Source organism: Azospirillum sp. (assembly GCF_050789165.1).
The window spans coordinates 1-13,902 of the sequence record NZ_JBOZRT010000015.1; the positions used below are offsets into that span (position 1 = coordinate 1).

Consider the following 13,902-nt stretch of genomic DNA (forward strand, 5'->3'; position numbering starts at 1 on the left):
ACGTGCCAGAGGATGCCCCAGATCAGCGGCACGTCGGTGCCGGGACGGAAGCGGATGTACTCGTCGGCCTTGGCGGCGGTGCGGGTGAAGCGCGGGTCCGCTACGATCAGCGGCGCGTTGTTCTGCTCCTTGGCCTTGAGGATGTGCAGCATCGCCACCGGATGCGCCTCGGCGGCGTTCGAGCCGATGAAGAACATCGCCCGCGACTTCTGGATGTCGTTGTACGAGTTCGTCATGGCGCCGTAGCCCCAGACGTTCGCCACACCGGCCACCGTCGTCGAGTGGCAGATGCGGGCCTGGTGCTCGATGTTGTTGGTGCCCCAGAACGCCGCGAACTTGCGGATCAGGTAGGACTGCTCGTTGGAGTGCTTGGCCGAGCCGAGCCAGAACACCGAATCCGGGCCGGAGGTCTCGCGGATCTTCAGCAGGCGGTCGCCGACCTCGTTGATTGCCTGATCCCAGCTGATGCGCTCGTACTTGCCGTTGACCAGCTTCATGGGATAGCGCAAGCGGCGGTCGCCGTGCGCGTGCTCGCGGATCGCCGCGCCCTTGGCGCAGTGCGAGCCTAGGTTGAGCGGGCTGTCGAACGCCGGCTCCTGGCCGATCCACACGCCGTTCTGCACCTCGGCCACCACCGTGCAGCCGACCGAGCAGTGGGTGCAGATGGCCTTCACCTGCTTGATCTCACCGGCGCCGGTGGCGACGGCGGCGGCATCGGCCTTGCGGACGGTGCCGGGAAGGCTGGCCGCAACGGCGGCACCGCCGGCGGCGAGTCCGGAGGCGCGCAGGAAGGTGCGGCGGTCGACGGTGGCGCCGGTGAGGCCGGACACCGCCTTCGACAGGCGCTTGCCGGAGACGGCGGCGGCGGACTTCTTGATCAGCATCAGGGCCTCCTAGAACCGGCTCGATTCGTAGGCTTTGCGGACGTGCTCGGTCTCGCGGTAGCGCTGCGCCGTGCGGTCCCCCGCGGCGTTGGGGTCCGCCTTGGCCTCGGCCGGCGCCGCCGGCAGACCGACCGCCGCCGCGCCCAACGCCCCGGCGCCGAGCCCGGCGGCGCGGAAGAGGTCACGCCGCGCCAGAGTGGCCTTGCCCTTCGTACCCGTCATCGTCGTCACCCCTCCGTTTCCCGCGGGCTCGTCGCGGCCCGTCTTCCCTTACACGGCCAGCGCGAACGCCTGGCCCTCGACATCCATGAAGCGCCGCCCCAGCGTGCCGACCGCGCGATAGAAGCGGGCGGTCGGCGAGCCCTCCAGGTCCGCGAAGAAGCGCGGCGCCCAGGGCTCGACGTGGCGGCCGAAGAAGGCGCGCTGCTCGTCGAGGTCCGCCGGCGCATCGAAGGCGCCGGTGATCAGGCCGGCCATCATCTCGCACAGCGCGGCGATGTGGTCCTCGGACTCGGCGATGCCCTCGGCCCGTTCAATGCCCAGGCGCGCCATGTCGCCGCGCAGGTCGGCCAGCGGCTTCTCGTGCAGGAACCCGGTGCGGTAGTAGGAGCCGAACGGCGTCAGCTCGCCGCCGCCGACGCCGATGAACAGGGCGTCGAACTCCTCCGCCACGCCGCGCGGCGTCGCCTCGCGGGCCGCCGCGCCCAGCGCCGCGTAGGCGGCGCCCAACACGCTGTCATCCCCTTCGATCGCGGCGAGCGCGGTCAAGGCGTCGGCATCCGGCGCGCGCGACAGCAGCCCGGCCAGCAACCCGTAAGCCTGAGCCCGCAGAATCTCCTCGTCCGGCAATGCGGACGCATCGTCACCGATTGGCGACACGTGCAACTCCTCCCTTGCGACAATCCTGGCTCTTCTTAGAGCATCGGGATCGCCGTTTGGCAGCTCTTTCGGCCGCCTTCATCCACTTGTCCCAGAACCGCGCCGGGGAGCCCCGCAGCGTTCCGGGTTTGCCGTGCAGCCATGCTGCGGCCGCGAAAAGCCTTGTCGCGCCAGCAGCTTACCGCTGACCTTCGAGCATTTAAATCCTTGTGGTTAAGCTTGTCAACAATCCGCGCCGACGCAGGCCGAACGGCAAGATCGTACCAAGACAAAAGGGCTATGATTTATTTATCATAACCCCTTCGCCTGGAGGGACACCGGCATCAACTCCGGTAATCGCCCCGGCGTCGTCCTGCGGAGCGGCACCCGCGGGCGGCTTCGGCACTGCAGCATCTTCCGTTGCCGCATCCACCTCTTCCAAGGCATCAAGAAAACCTTTGCCGACGCGGTACGCAGTCTTGACGACGCCGCTGCCGCTGAACAGGCCGGTGTAGTCGCCGGCGTAATCCTTCAGCCCGTCGTCGTTGGCGAAGACGGGGTCGGAGGTCCACAGCTTGCGCAACGCCTGCCGGTGCAGGTCTTCCGGCACGCCGGCGCGCAGGAAGGGCGTGAAGTCGGAGTCAGCGGTCAGGCTCTCGATCGGCGGCAGGTCCTTGAGCGGATCCTCATCCCCAGGTTCCGCCGCCTCCGCCGGGGCGTCCGGCGGCGCTGCGGCGTCAGCCATGGCGGGCGGCGTGGGAACCGGTTCCGGCGCCGCGGGGGACGGCTCCGCCTCCCGGCGCTTCAGGCGGGACCAGCGGGAAAGGAAGGATTCTTCGGTCATGGCTCTCGGATCCGCTCAGGACCGGGCCGGCGCGGCCCGTCGGGGTGGTGGCGCTTACGCTCGCGCTTCTCGAAGGGAACGTCGACATGATGCTGGTCCACGAAGTCGCGCACCAGCGCCAGCACCTCGGGCGGCATCGGCACGGTCTCCACGGTCTCGCTGCCGCTGATCTGGTAGACCTCGCACTCGTGCGCCGAGGCGGTCACGAAAAAGGGAACCATCGCCCCCGGCTCGGCGGCATCGTCCGGCCGCAACGCCACCCAGAGCCGCGGGGGATCCTGCGACAGGTTCAACCGGTAACCGTCGGTGTCGGTCCTATACAGCTCCAGCGGGACCGTCGCGGCGTGGAAGTGCGCCCAATCGTCGCCCTCGCGCAGCAGCCGCCAGCCGCCCTCGACCGGGGGCGCGCCGGGAATGACGGCGACCGGCCGCCACGTCCAGTCCTGCCACGGGCTGTTGCTGCGCCGCCGCTCCAGCACCACGCCGAGCGCCATGATTTCAGTTTTCTCCAGCGTTTCCGCCATTTCCTTCTCCGGCTGCGGCGAATCGCGGTGCCTGCCCGGCGCCGCAAGGGCGATGCGCGTTTCTTGGCGATTCTTTCGCCGTCTTATTATCAGCGGACGCGAAGCCGTGCGACAACCCCGTTGCATGCGTTTTTTCCAGGACTGCCGAACGTCAACTTTCCTTTGACCTTTGGCTGGAATGATCTTTAGCTTGAATTCGCCACAGACCGAAGCAGTCACCCCTTCATGGCAAAGTCCGACGAGGCACCGCCGCGCCAGCGCCGCATCTTTTCGGACCTGTCGTCCGACGCGCACGCGGACATCGCTGTCGACCGGCTGAAGAACGGCGGCCGGCGCCTCGCCTTCGCGACTCTCACACTGGGGCTGGCGGCCACCCTTGCGCTGTCCTTCTGGACCTACACCGTGATCGAGCGCGAGGCGTCGGAGCGCTTCTCCGCCCGCGTCGGCGAGATGCACTCGCGCATCGGCGAGCGCATGCTGGCCTATGCGCAGGTGCTGCGCTCGGCCGCCGGCCTGTTCAAGGTGACGCCGGCGGTGTCGCGCCCGGCCTGGGACTCCTTCGTGCGCAGCCTCGACCTGGAACGGCAGTACCCCGGCATCCCCGCCGTGGCGCTCGCCCGCCTGCTGAAGGAAGAGGAATTGAACCAGGCCGCCGAGGCGGCCTGGGCCGACGGCATCAACGAGTTCACCATCCGCCCGCAGGGCAAGCGCGATTCCTACATGGTGAACGTCTACTCGGCGCCGCCGACGCCGCTGAACCGCGCGGCGCTGGGCTACGACATGCTGAGCGAGCCGGTGCGCCGCGCCGTCATCCTGACCGCCGCCGCCACCGGCGAGCCGGCGATCACGCCGCGCCTGACGCTGAAGATCGACGAGCACCGGGCGCCGCAGCCGGCCTTCATCATGTACTACCCGGTCTACCGCCCCGGCGCGCCGACGCAGACCGAGCGGGAGCGGCTCGACGCGCTGTACGGCATGGTGCTGGCGCCGCTGCGCACCTACCCGCTGATCGAGGGCGTCCTCAGCCACAACGTCCACGACGTGGCGCTCAGCATGTACGACGGGCCGTCCGCGGTGGACGAACAGGAGATGTACCGCAGCCCGTCCTACCCCGAGTCCGCCCGCCTGACCGAGACGCGCCCGATCGCCTTCTACGGCCGGACGCTCACCGTCGCCTACCGCTCCACCCCGGAGTTCGATCGCAGCATCGACGGCGACAAGCCGCTGATGGTGCTGGCGGCCGGCGGCACGATCTCGCTGCTGCTGTTCGGCGTGGTGCTGTCGCTGTCTTCCACGCGGGCGCGCGCCATGCAACTGGCGTCGGAGATGACGATGTCGCTGCGCCGGCGCGAGGCGGAGTTGCATCACTTCTTCACCCAGGCGCCGGTTGGCATCCTGATCCTCGACGCCGAGGGGCGGGTGCTGGACTGCAACCCGATGATCGGGCGCTTTATGGGCGCGCCGGCGGACGAGGTGATCGGCTTCAACATGATCACCGACGCGCGCGACCAGTCGCTCGCCCCCGCCATCCGCCGCGCCGCCACCGGCGAGCCGGTGGAGATCGAGACGCAGTACATCTCGACGCTGGGCAACAAGTCCGGCTTCTACCACGTGCATTTCCAGCCGGTGTACCGCAACGACGCGCTGATGTTCGTGCTGGCCTTCGTGGACGACGTGACCGAACGCAAGGCGGCCGAGCAGCGGGTGCACTACCTGGCGCACTACGACGCGCTGACCGGGCTGCCGAACCGCACGCTTCTGCAGGACCGGCTGGCGCACGCGATCGCCGCGGCGAAGCGGTCCAGCGGCACGGTGGCGGTGCTGTTCCTCGACCTCGACCACTTCAAGGTGATCAACGATTCGCTCGGCCACACCATCGGCGACGAGGTGCTGAAGGATGTGGCGGTGCGGCTCCAGCGGGCGCTGCGCGAGGTGGACACGGTCGGCCGCCTGGGCGGCGACGAGTTCATCATCGTGCTGCCCGACGCCGGCAGCGCCGCCGACGTCGCCCGTGTCGCCGCCCGCATCCTGGACTGCGTCTGCGAGCCGATGCGCATCAAGGACCGCGACTTCACCATCTCACCGTCCATCGGCATCAGCCTGTACCCGGCCGACGGCGAGGACGGCGAACGGCTGATCAAGAACGCCGACGCCGCCATGTACCAGGCCAAGGCCGCGGGACGGCACGCGTTCCGCTTCTTCACCACCTCCATGGACGCGCAGCTGAACGAGCGCCTGAACCTGGAGGCCAACATCCGCCGCGCCCTTGATTTGGGCGAGTTCCGCCTGCACTACCAGCCGCAGATCGAACTGGGCTCCGGCCGGGTGACCGGGCTGGAGGCGCTGATCCGCTGGGCTCACCCGGATCTGGGCATGGTTCCGCCGGGCCGCTTCATCCCGGTGGCCGAGGAGAGCGGCCAGATCGCCGCCATCAGCCTGTGGGTGCTCGACGAGGCGTGCCGGCAGGCCAAGCTGTGGCAGGCCGAAGGGTTGCCGCTGCAACGGGTGGCGGTGAACATCTCGGCCCTGCAGTTCCGCTCCGCCGACCTTCCCGGCCAAGTCAGCGCCGCGCTGACCCGCCACGGCCTGCCGCCCTGGTGCCTGGAGCTGGAGGTCACCGAGGGCGCGCTGATCCGCAACGTCGATATGGCGATCCTGATCCTGAAGTCGCTGAAGGAGATGGGCGTCAAGGTCTCCATCGACGATTTCGGCACCGGGTACTCATCGCTCAGCTACCTGCAGCGATTCCCGGTGGACACGCTGAAGATCGACCGCTCCTTCGTGAACGACGTGCCGAACGACCAGAACGACGCGGCGATCGTCAAGGCGATCATCGGCCTGGGCAGCAGCCTCGGCCTCCACGTCATCGCCGAGGGCGTGGAGACCGAGCAGCAGCTCAACTTCCTGCGCGAGGCCGGCTGCCATGGCGGCCAGGGCTACCTGTTCAGCCCGCCCATCCCGGCGGACGACGCCTCGCGCTTCCTGCTGCGTCGGGTGGAACGCACGGCGCTGGTGCATTAAGGGCCCGGCGCGAACACGCTCCCCGCTACGCCACCATCCCCGCCGCCAGCAGCCGCTCCGCCTCCTCCAGGTCCTCCGGCCGGTTGGTGTTGAAGAACGGGTCCACCGGCTCCGTTCCGAATTCCGCCACCGCCAGCTTGTAGCGGCCGGTCCAGGCATCCACCTTGCGGATCCCCTCCTCCACCATGGCGCGCTTCAGGTCGTCGGCAAGGCGCAGCGGCCATAGCCCGAACACCGGGTGGTCCTGCCCGTCCGAGCGCGCGCAGGCAAGGTCGGCGCCCTCGTCCTCCACCGCCGTCAGCAGCCGCGCCACGAGGTCGGCCGGGATGAACGGCGCGTCGGTGGCGAAGCTGGCCAGCCACACCGCCCCCGGCGCGTTGGCCTTCGCCCATTCCAGCCCGGTCAGCACGCCGGCCAGCGGTCCGGCGTAGCCCTCCACCACGTCGGATACCACCGGCAGACCGAAGGCGGCGAAGCGCGCCGGGTCGCCGTTGGCGTTCAGCACCAGGGGGCCCACCTGCGGGCGGGCCACCGCGACGATGCGCTCCAGGATGGTGCGGCCGCCGAGCGTGCGCAGGTTCTTGTCGCCCCCACCCATGCGGCGCGACAGCCCGCCGGCGAGCAGAACGCCGGCCACATCAGTCTTCATCACGGCTCCCCTTGCGCTGGTGTTCCTTGCCCTCGTCGCCGACGGCGCCGGGGTCGGCGTCGAAGACCAGCCGGTCGGTGCCGGCCAGCGCAATGAAGCGCTTGCCCTTGGCGCGCCCGACCAGCGTCAGGTTGGCCTGCCGCGCCAGTTGCACGCCCCACGCCGTGAAGCCGGAGCGCGAGACCAGGATCGGGATTCGCATCTGCACGGTCTTGATGACCATCTCGCTGGTGAGGCGCCCGGTGGTGTAGAAGATCTTGTCCGTCGGATCGACGCCGTTCAGGTGCATGTAGCCGCGCACCTTGTCCACCGCGTTGTGGCGGCCGACGTCCTCCATGTAGACCAGCGGCCGGTCCTCCTGGCACAGCACGCAGCCGTGGATGGCGCCGGCCTCCAGGTACAGGCTGGGCGTCAGGTTGATCTTCTTCGACAGCGCGTAGATCCACGACGTGCGCAGCCGGACGTCAGGGTTCAGCGTCACCGTCTCGAACACCTCCATGACGTCGCCGAAGGCGGTGCCCTGGGCGCAGCCGGAGGTCAGCGTCTTCTTCTTCAGCTTTTCCTGGTAATCGGTGCGCCGCTCAGTGCGCACGACGACCACGTCGGTCTCCTCGTCGACGTCGATGCCGGTGATCTTGTCATCCGGCTTCAGCATGTTCTGGTTCAGCAGGTAGCCGACGCCCAGGTACTCCGGGTAGTCGGCGATCGTCATCATGGTGACGACCTCCTGCCCGTTGAGGAACAGGGTGAGTGGCCGCTCCACCGTGACCGAAGTCTCGATGGCGCGGCCGTCCTGGTCCAGGCCGGACACGCGCTCGGTGAGCCTGGGATCGGCCGGGTCTGGCCGGATGGTGAATTCGTCGAGCGTCATGCCGTCGGGAACCGTTCAACAGGGAAACACAGCAACACTAGGCGTCCGGGCCGCCGGCCTCAAGGCCGCGGCGGGATCTCCAGGCCGCGCTGCACCGCCGGCCGCGCCAGCCCGCGCTCCAGCCATTTTGGCACATGCTCCAGCTCGCCGTACTTCACGAGGTCGCCGGCGCCGTAGAAGCCGATCAGGTTGCGCACCCAGCCGAGCAGCGCGATGTCGGCCACCGTGTACTCCTCACCCATGATCCAGTCGCGCCCCTTGAGCCGCGCCTCGAGCACGCCGAGCAGCCGCTGCGACTCCGCGCGGTAGCGTTCCAGCGGGCGCTTGTCCTCGTACTCGCGGCCGGCGAACTTGTGGAAGAAGCCGAGCTGGCCGAACATCGGCCCCACCCCCGCCATCTGGAAGAACACCCACTGAATGGTCTCCCAGCGCCGCCCCGGGTCGGCGGGCAGCAGCTTGCCGGTCTTCTCGGCGAGGTACAGCAGGATGGCACCCGATTCGAACAGCCCCAGCGGCTTGCCGCCCGGCCCGTCCGGGTCGAGGATCGCCGGGATCTTGCCGTTCGGGTTCAGCGAGAGGAATTCCGGCGTCCAGCTCTCGTTGGCGCCGATGTTGACGGTGTGCGCCTCGTAGGGCAGCCCAGTCTCCTCCAGCATGATCGAAACCTTGACCCCGTTCGGGGTCGGGAACGAATAGAGCTGCAGCCGGTCGGGGTGCTTGGCCGGCCAGCGGGCGGTGATCGGGAAGGTGGAGAGATCGGCCATGCGGGACTCCTCGAATGGATTACCGCCTGACAGATGTTGGCGCGGGGTCCGTTCGGAAAGGGCCGGGCGTCTCTTTCGGCCACGGTTCCGCTGGACGCGCTATGACACGGCATGCATAACGGAAGCGGCATGCACGATGTCTCCGAAGCCTTTTCCACCGCATTGCGCCTGATCACGTCGCTGGACGCCGATCTGCTGGAGATCGTCGGGCTGTCGCTGCGCGTCAGCCTCACCGCGGTGCTGCTGGCGGCGCTGGTCGGGCTGCCGCTGGGAGCGGCGGTGGCGGCCCTGCGCTTTCCGGGGCGGCGCGTCGCAGCGGTGGCGCTCAACGCGCTGATGGGGTTGCCGCCGGTGGTGGTGGGCCTGATCGTCTACCTGATGCTGTCTCGCTCCGGCCCGCTGGGGGTGCTGGGGCTGCTGTTCACCCCCGCCGCCATGGTGATCGCGCAGGCCGTGCTGCTCACCCCGCTGATCGCCGCACTGGCGCGGCAGACGGTGGAGGACCTGCTGGTCGACTACGACGACACGCTGCGCGTCTTCGGCGCCGGAGCGCTGCACACGGTGGGCACGCTGCTGGCCGAGGCGCGCTTCAGCCTCGCCACCACCGTTCTGGCCGCCTTCGGGCGGGCGGCGGCGGAGGTCGGCGCGGTGATGGTCGTCGGCGGCAACATCGAGCACGTCACCCGCGTCATGACCACCGCCATCGCGCTGGAGACCAGCAAGGGCAACCTCGCCCTGGCGCTCGGCCTGGGCGTGATCCTGATGGCGCTGTCGCTGGCGGTGAACGCCACCGTGACGACGCTGCGCCACGCCGCCGACCGCGCGCGGGGTTGAGAGGAACGGGGGCCGGAGCCCCCCGCCCGCCGGTCAGTACGCCCAGAGATAGCCAACCAGCGCGCCGAGGCCGGCGCCGATGGCCATCTGCGTCTGCACCGTCTGGGTCAGCACGTAGCTGCTGGCGGCCGAGGTCGCCCCAGCGGCGTAGGTGCCCGCGGCGGCGGCGCCTTCGAGCGCGGCGGCGCCGACCGTCGGAGCCGTCGCATAGAGCGCCCCGCCGGTGGCGGTGAGCGCGCCGCCGAGCGGCGCCGCGACGACCGGATAGGCGTAGGGCATCGCCACCGCGCCGAGCGCGCCGCCGACCACCACCGGGAAGAAATAGCGCGTCCAAGAGGGGGCGACGCCGGGCTCCGCCGCGGCGGCCTGTGCCGGGGGCAGCGACGACAGCAACGACACCACAACAACCGCGGACGCTGACAGCAGCCTGACCGACATGGCGCGCACTCCCCCTCGTATGGCGTTTCCTTTGGACGAGAGTACCACAGCGTGGGCTTGGCGGAAGGGGCCACCCACCCCCGGCCGTCGTACGCGCACCAAAAAATATCCCCAGAAAGTCGGGGGTCGCAAACCTCCCGGATAGCCGATATTTACTGTATGTAAGGGTGCACAAACACAGAACCGACGCCCTGTTCGGGAGGTTTTCCGTCGATGAAGCTCAACGGCCGCACCGTCCTGGTCTGCGACTGCGCGCATTCCATGCCGCTCGACGGCAAGGATCTCGCCCGCGCCTGCGGTGCCGACGGCGCCACGGTGCACACGCAGCTCTGCCGCAGCCAGCTCGACCGCTTCGAGGCGGCGGCCAAGGGCGCCACCGGCCCGCTGCTGGTCGCCTGCACCCAGGAAGCCCCCCTGTTCGCCGAGGTCGCCGCCGAGTCCGCGCCGCAGGCCGAGCTGTCCTTCACCAACATCCGCGAGCGCGCCGGCTGGTCCGACGAGGGCGCCGCGGCCCTGCCGAAGATCGCAGCGTTGCTGGCCGAGGCGACGCTGAACGTGCCGCCGACCGGCTCGATCACGCTCAAGTCCGAGGGCACCTGCCTGGTCTATGGGACCGACGAGCGCGCCATCGAGGCCGCCCGCCAGCTGTCGGGCACGCTCGACGTCACCGTGCTGCTGAAGAACCCGAAGGACGTGGCGCCGCCGCGCGTCATGGACGTTCCGGTGTTCCGGGGGACCATCCGTGCCGCCAAGGGCTGGCTCGGCGCCTTCGAAATCGTGGTGGACGACTACGCCTACGCCGTGCCCTCCTCCCGCGGGGCGCTGGCATTCGAACCGCCGCGGCATGGCGCCTCCTCGCGCTGCGACGTCATCCTCGACCTCACCGGCGGCGCGCCGCTGTTCCCGGCGCACACCAAGCGCGACGGTTACCTGCGCCCGGATCCCGACAGCCCCGCCCAGGTCGCGAAGGCGCTGTTCGACGCCGCCGATCTGGTCGGCGAGTTCGAAAAGCCGCGCTTCATCGACTTCAAGGCCGATCTCTGCGCCCACCAGCGCAACGCCAAGACCGGTTGCACCCGCTGCCTGGACGTCTGCCCGACCGGCGCCATCGCGCCGGCCGGCGACACTGTGGCCATCGACCCGCACGTCTGCGCCGGCTGCGGTTCCTGCGCTGCGGTGTGCCCGACCGGGGCCAGCACCTACGCGCTGCCGCCCATGCAGACGGTGTTCGAGCGGCTGCGCACCTTGCTCTCCGCCTACGCCAATGCCGGCGGAAAGGACGCCGCGCTGCTGGTGCACGACCCGCGGCACGGCGACGAGGTGATCGCCCTGATGGCGCAGCACGGCCGCGGCCTGCCGGCCCGCGTGCTGCCCTTCGCGGTGCACGAGGTGACCCAGTTGGGATTCGACTTCTTCGCCACCGCGCTGGCCTATGGCGCGGCGCAGGTGGCCGTGCTGACCGGCCCGACCAACCAGGGGGAGACCGCCGGCCTCGCCTCGCAGGTCGGGCTGATCGAAACGGCGATGTCCGGCCTCGGCTACGGCTCCGGGCGGGTGTCGGTGATCGACGCCCGCGATCCCGCCGCGGTCGAGTCGGAACTGTGGAACCTGCCGCACGCCACGGCCGCGGCACCGGGCCTGTTCCTGCCGATGGGCGGCAAGCGCACCTTGGTCATGCTGGCGCTGCGCCACCTGCACAAGGGCGCCCCTACCCCCGTCGATGTCCTGCCGCTGCCGCCGGGCGCACCGTTCGGCCGGGTCGAGGTGAACGTCGAGGGCTGCACGCTGTGCCTGTCCTGCGTCGGCGCCTGCCCGACCGGCGCCCTGCTCGACAACCCGGACAAGCCGATGCTGAGCTTTGCGCAGGACGCCTGCGTGCAATGCGGCCTGTGCAAGACCACCTGCCCGGAGAAGGTCATCACGCTCGCCCCGCAGATCGACTTCCGCGACAGCGCCCGCGGTGCGGTGGTGATCAAGGAGGAGGAGCCGTTCTGCTGCGTGCGCTGCGGCACGCCCTTCGCGTCGAAGTCCTCCATCGAACGCATCGTGACGGCGCTCAGCGGCAAGCACTGGATGTTCGCCACGCCGGAGGCCGCCAACCGCATCCGCATGTGCCAGGACTGCCGCGTCATCGACCAGGCGGAGCGCGGGGAGGACCCCTTCGCCATGGGCGCCCCGCGGGTGCCGCGCACCACCGACGACGACCTGCGCGAACGCGCCGCCCTGGCGGCGGAGGGCGAAGACGACGGGACCTGACCCTGGTCAAGGCGTCGTTCACCGAAAGGCAAGACTCCTTAGGTAGTGAAGCATGGGGTGCGTCGATTGCACGCACCCCACCCGCTTCCATCACCGCGCCATTTCGAGTGATCCGCCAATGTTTCCTGCGCTCTCCCTGCGCCTGCGCCTGCTCCTTCTCACCATCCTCGCCGCCGGCGGGCTCCTCGTGTTGAGCCTCGTGGCGCTGATGCACCTGCGCGACGTGCAGATGGACGGTTACCGGACCATGCTGCGCAACAATGTCGAGACGGCGCGCGGCATCGTCGAGCATTATCACGCCGAAGTCACGGCCGGCCGCCTGACCCAGGCGCAGGCGCAGGAGCAGGCGCGCGCCGCGGTGCGCCGGCTGCGCTACGCCGGGGCGGAGTACTTCTTCGTCTACGACTACGAAGGCACCGCCCTCGCGCTCGGCCCGCGTCCGCAGGTCGAGGGCACCAGGCAGATGCTCGACGCCAAGGACGCCGACGGCGTGCTTTTCCTGCGCGAGTTGATCAAGGCCGGGCGGTCCGGCGGCGGCTTCGTCGCCTACCGCTTCCCCAAGTCCGGCTCCGACCAGCCGCTGCCGAAGCTCAGCTACGCCCACGGCTTCGAACCGTGGCAGTGGATGATCGGCACCGGCGTCTACATCGACGACGTGGAGGCTGCCTACTGGCGCAACGCGCGCACCCTGCTGGGCGGTTCGCTGCTGATCGTCGCCATCGTGGCCGCGGCGGCGCTGCTGATCGGCCGGCAGGTGACCGGCACCGTCAACCGCTTCGCCGAGGCCATGCGCCGGCTGGCCGGCGGCGACCTCGGCATCGCCATCCCGGCGGTCGGCCGGCGCGACGAGTTCGGCACCATGGCCGAGGCGCTGAGCGTCTTCAAGGACGCCACCGCCGAGAACCGCCGCCTGCTCGGCGAGCAGGAGCGCCTGAAGCGCGAGGCGCACGAGCGCGAGAGCCAGGCGCTGCTGCGCATGGCCGACGACGTGGAGAACCGCGTGCAGACGCTGATCGGCCGCGTCGCCATGGAGACCGGGCGCCTCGGCGGCGCCTCGCAGTCGCTGTCGACATCGGCCGAGCAGACGCAGGCGCGCAGCGCCTCGGTGGCCGCCAACACCGAGCAGACCAGCCGCAACGTCGAGACCGTCGCCGCCGCCACCGAGGAGCTGTCCAGTTCCAGCAAGGAGATCGGCCGTCAGGTCGAGCAGTCCGCCGCCGTCGCCCGCCGCGCCCAGGAGGAGGCGGAGCACACTTCGTCCGCCGTCAAGGATCTGGCCGAGGCGACCAAGCGCATCGGCGAGGTGGTGGAACTGATCAACGCCATCGCCAGCCAGACCAACCTCCTCGCCCTCAACGCCACGATCGAGGCGGCGCGTGCGGGCGAAGCGGGCAAGGGCTTCGCCGTCGTGGCGTCGGAAGTGAAGAACCTCGCCACCCAGACCGCCAACGCCACCGACGAGATCGCCCGCATCATCCAGTCGGTCGAGGCTGGGACTCAGACCACCGTGCAGGCGATCGGCCGCATCGAGCAGACCATCCGCGGCGTCAACGACGGCGCCGCCGCCATCGCCGCCGCGGTGGAGGAGCAGAACGCCGCCATGGGCGAGATCGCCCGCTCCGTCCAGGAGGCGGCCAGCGGCACCCAGCGCATCAGCGCCGAGATCGGCGAGGTGTCGGTGAGCGCCCAGGGGACGCTATCCACCGCCCGCGAGATCGCCGAGGCCAGCCGTTCCCTCGACGGCGAGGCGCAGTCGCTGAAGCACCAGATCGAGGCGTTCCTCGGCGAGCTGCGCACCACGGCCCGCAAGGAGGCGTAGCGCGGCATAGCCCCTCCCCCCGCGAGGGGGAGGGGCTATGGGACCACCCAAAGCTTGACAATCATCAAGGCGGCGCCCGGCGCATACGTGCTTCCATCGTCCACAGTCGGCTTGGGGGAGAAATCGTCCGTCGAAAGGCC

General features: G+C 69.8%; 13 protein-coding genes. 4 read left to right on the top strand and 9 right to left on the bottom strand.

Features of this window, described 5'->3' with window-relative positions; translation table 11 throughout:
- From ACRWK7_RS02240 to ACRWK7_RS02260, 5 genes are all read right to left on the bottom strand, one after another.
- Positions 1 to 884 (bottom strand): molybdopterin-dependent oxidoreductase (locus ACRWK7_RS02240; RefSeq protein WP_431854537.1); only part of this gene is annotated, 884 nt, incomplete at its 3' end.
- Between the two features lie 9 nt (positions 885 to 893).
- Entirely contained in the window at positions 894 to 1,106 is a 213-nt protein-coding gene (locus ACRWK7_RS02245; protein ID WP_431854538.1) for a formate dehydrogenase, read from the bottom strand.
- A 48-nt stretch (positions 1,107 to 1,154) separates the two neighbouring features.
- A complete protein-coding gene (locus ACRWK7_RS02250) occupies positions 1,155 to 1,763 on the bottom strand; it encodes a TorD/DmsD family molecular chaperone (protein WP_431854539.1) in 609 nt (202 codons plus the stop codon).
- Between the two features lie 277 nt (positions 1,764 to 2,040).
- Positions 2,041 to 2,586 (bottom strand): DUF3306 domain-containing protein, encoded by a 546-nt coding sequence (locus ACRWK7_RS02255; RefSeq protein ID WP_431854540.1) that lies wholly within the window; start codon positions 2,584 to 2,586, stop codon positions 2,041 to 2,043.
- On the bottom strand, positions 2,583 to 3,110 hold the full coding sequence (locus ACRWK7_RS02260; RefSeq protein ID WP_431854541.1) for a DUF3305 domain-containing protein: 528 nt from the start codon (positions 3,108 to 3,110) through the stop codon (positions 2,583 to 2,585). The genes ACRWK7_RS02255 and ACRWK7_RS02260 overlap by 4 nt, the downstream gene beginning before the upstream one ends.
- A gap of 225 nt (positions 3,111 to 3,335) precedes the next feature.
- On the opposite strand from ACRWK7_RS02260, the gene ACRWK7_RS02265 reads away from it, so the two are divergent.
- The gene (locus ACRWK7_RS02265; protein WP_431854542.1) at positions 3,336 to 6,131 is read left to right on the top strand and encodes a bifunctional diguanylate cyclase/phosphodiesterase; all 2,796 of its coding nucleotides are present in this window, start codon (positions 3,336 to 3,338) and stop codon (positions 6,129 to 6,131) included.
- Positions 6,132 to 6,156: 25 nt separating this feature from the next.
- On the opposite strand, the gene mobA is transcribed toward ACRWK7_RS02265, so the two are convergent.
- Genes mobA through ACRWK7_RS02280 form a run of 3 tightly spaced genes read right to left on the bottom strand, consistent with a single transcriptional unit; the run spans position 6,157 to position 8,415 of the window.
- Positions 6,157 to 6,780 carry a molybdenum cofactor guanylyltransferase MobA gene (mobA, locus tag ACRWK7_RS02270; protein WP_431854543.1) on the bottom strand — a complete coding sequence of 208 codons (624 nt, stop codon included), beginning with the start codon at positions 6,778 to 6,780 and terminating at the stop codon, positions 6,157 to 6,159.
- Positions 6,770 to 7,651 carry a formate dehydrogenase accessory sulfurtransferase FdhD gene (gene fdhD / locus ACRWK7_RS02275; RefSeq protein WP_431854544.1) on the bottom strand — a complete coding sequence of 294 codons (882 nt, stop codon included), beginning with the start codon at positions 7,649 to 7,651 and terminating at the stop codon, positions 6,770 to 6,772. Before fdhD ends, mobA begins: the two co-directional genes overlap by 11 nt.
- 59 nt (positions 7,652 to 7,710) lie before the next feature.
- Positions 7,711 to 8,415: a glutathione S-transferase N-terminal domain-containing protein gene (locus ACRWK7_RS02280; RefSeq protein WP_431854545.1), complete on the bottom strand. Its 705-nt coding sequence runs from the start codon at positions 8,413 to 8,415 to the stop codon at positions 7,711 to 7,713.
- A gap of 129 nt (positions 8,416 to 8,544) precedes the next feature.
- On the opposite strand from ACRWK7_RS02280, the gene ACRWK7_RS02285 reads away from it, so the two are divergent.
- Complete coding sequence (locus ACRWK7_RS02285; RefSeq protein WP_431854546.1) at positions 8,545 to 9,249, top strand: ABC transporter permease; 705 nt, start codon at positions 8,545 to 8,547, stop codon at positions 9,247 to 9,249.
- 33 nt (positions 9,250 to 9,282) lie between these two features.
- Here ACRWK7_RS02285 and ACRWK7_RS02290 read toward each other — a convergent pair whose 3' ends face one another.
- Positions 9,283 to 9,687: a hypothetical protein gene (locus tag ACRWK7_RS02290; RefSeq protein WP_431854547.1), complete on the bottom strand. Its 405-nt coding sequence runs from the start codon at positions 9,685 to 9,687 to the stop codon at positions 9,283 to 9,285.
- Positions 9,688 to 9,900: 213 nt separating this feature from the next.
- Here ACRWK7_RS02290 and ACRWK7_RS02295 point away from each other — a divergent pair, with 213 nt between their 5' ends.
- A complete protein-coding gene (locus tag ACRWK7_RS02295; protein ID WP_431854548.1) occupies positions 9,901 to 11,943 on the top strand; it encodes a 4Fe-4S binding protein in 2,043 nt (680 codons plus the stop codon).
- 118 nt (positions 11,944 to 12,061) lie between these two features.
- Positions 12,062 to 13,762: a methyl-accepting chemotaxis protein gene (locus tag ACRWK7_RS02300; RefSeq protein WP_431854549.1), complete on the top strand. Its 1,701-nt coding sequence runs from the start codon at positions 12,062 to 12,064 to the stop codon at positions 13,760 to 13,762.
- The last annotated feature ends 140 nt before the right edge of the window (positions 13,763 to 13,902 follow it).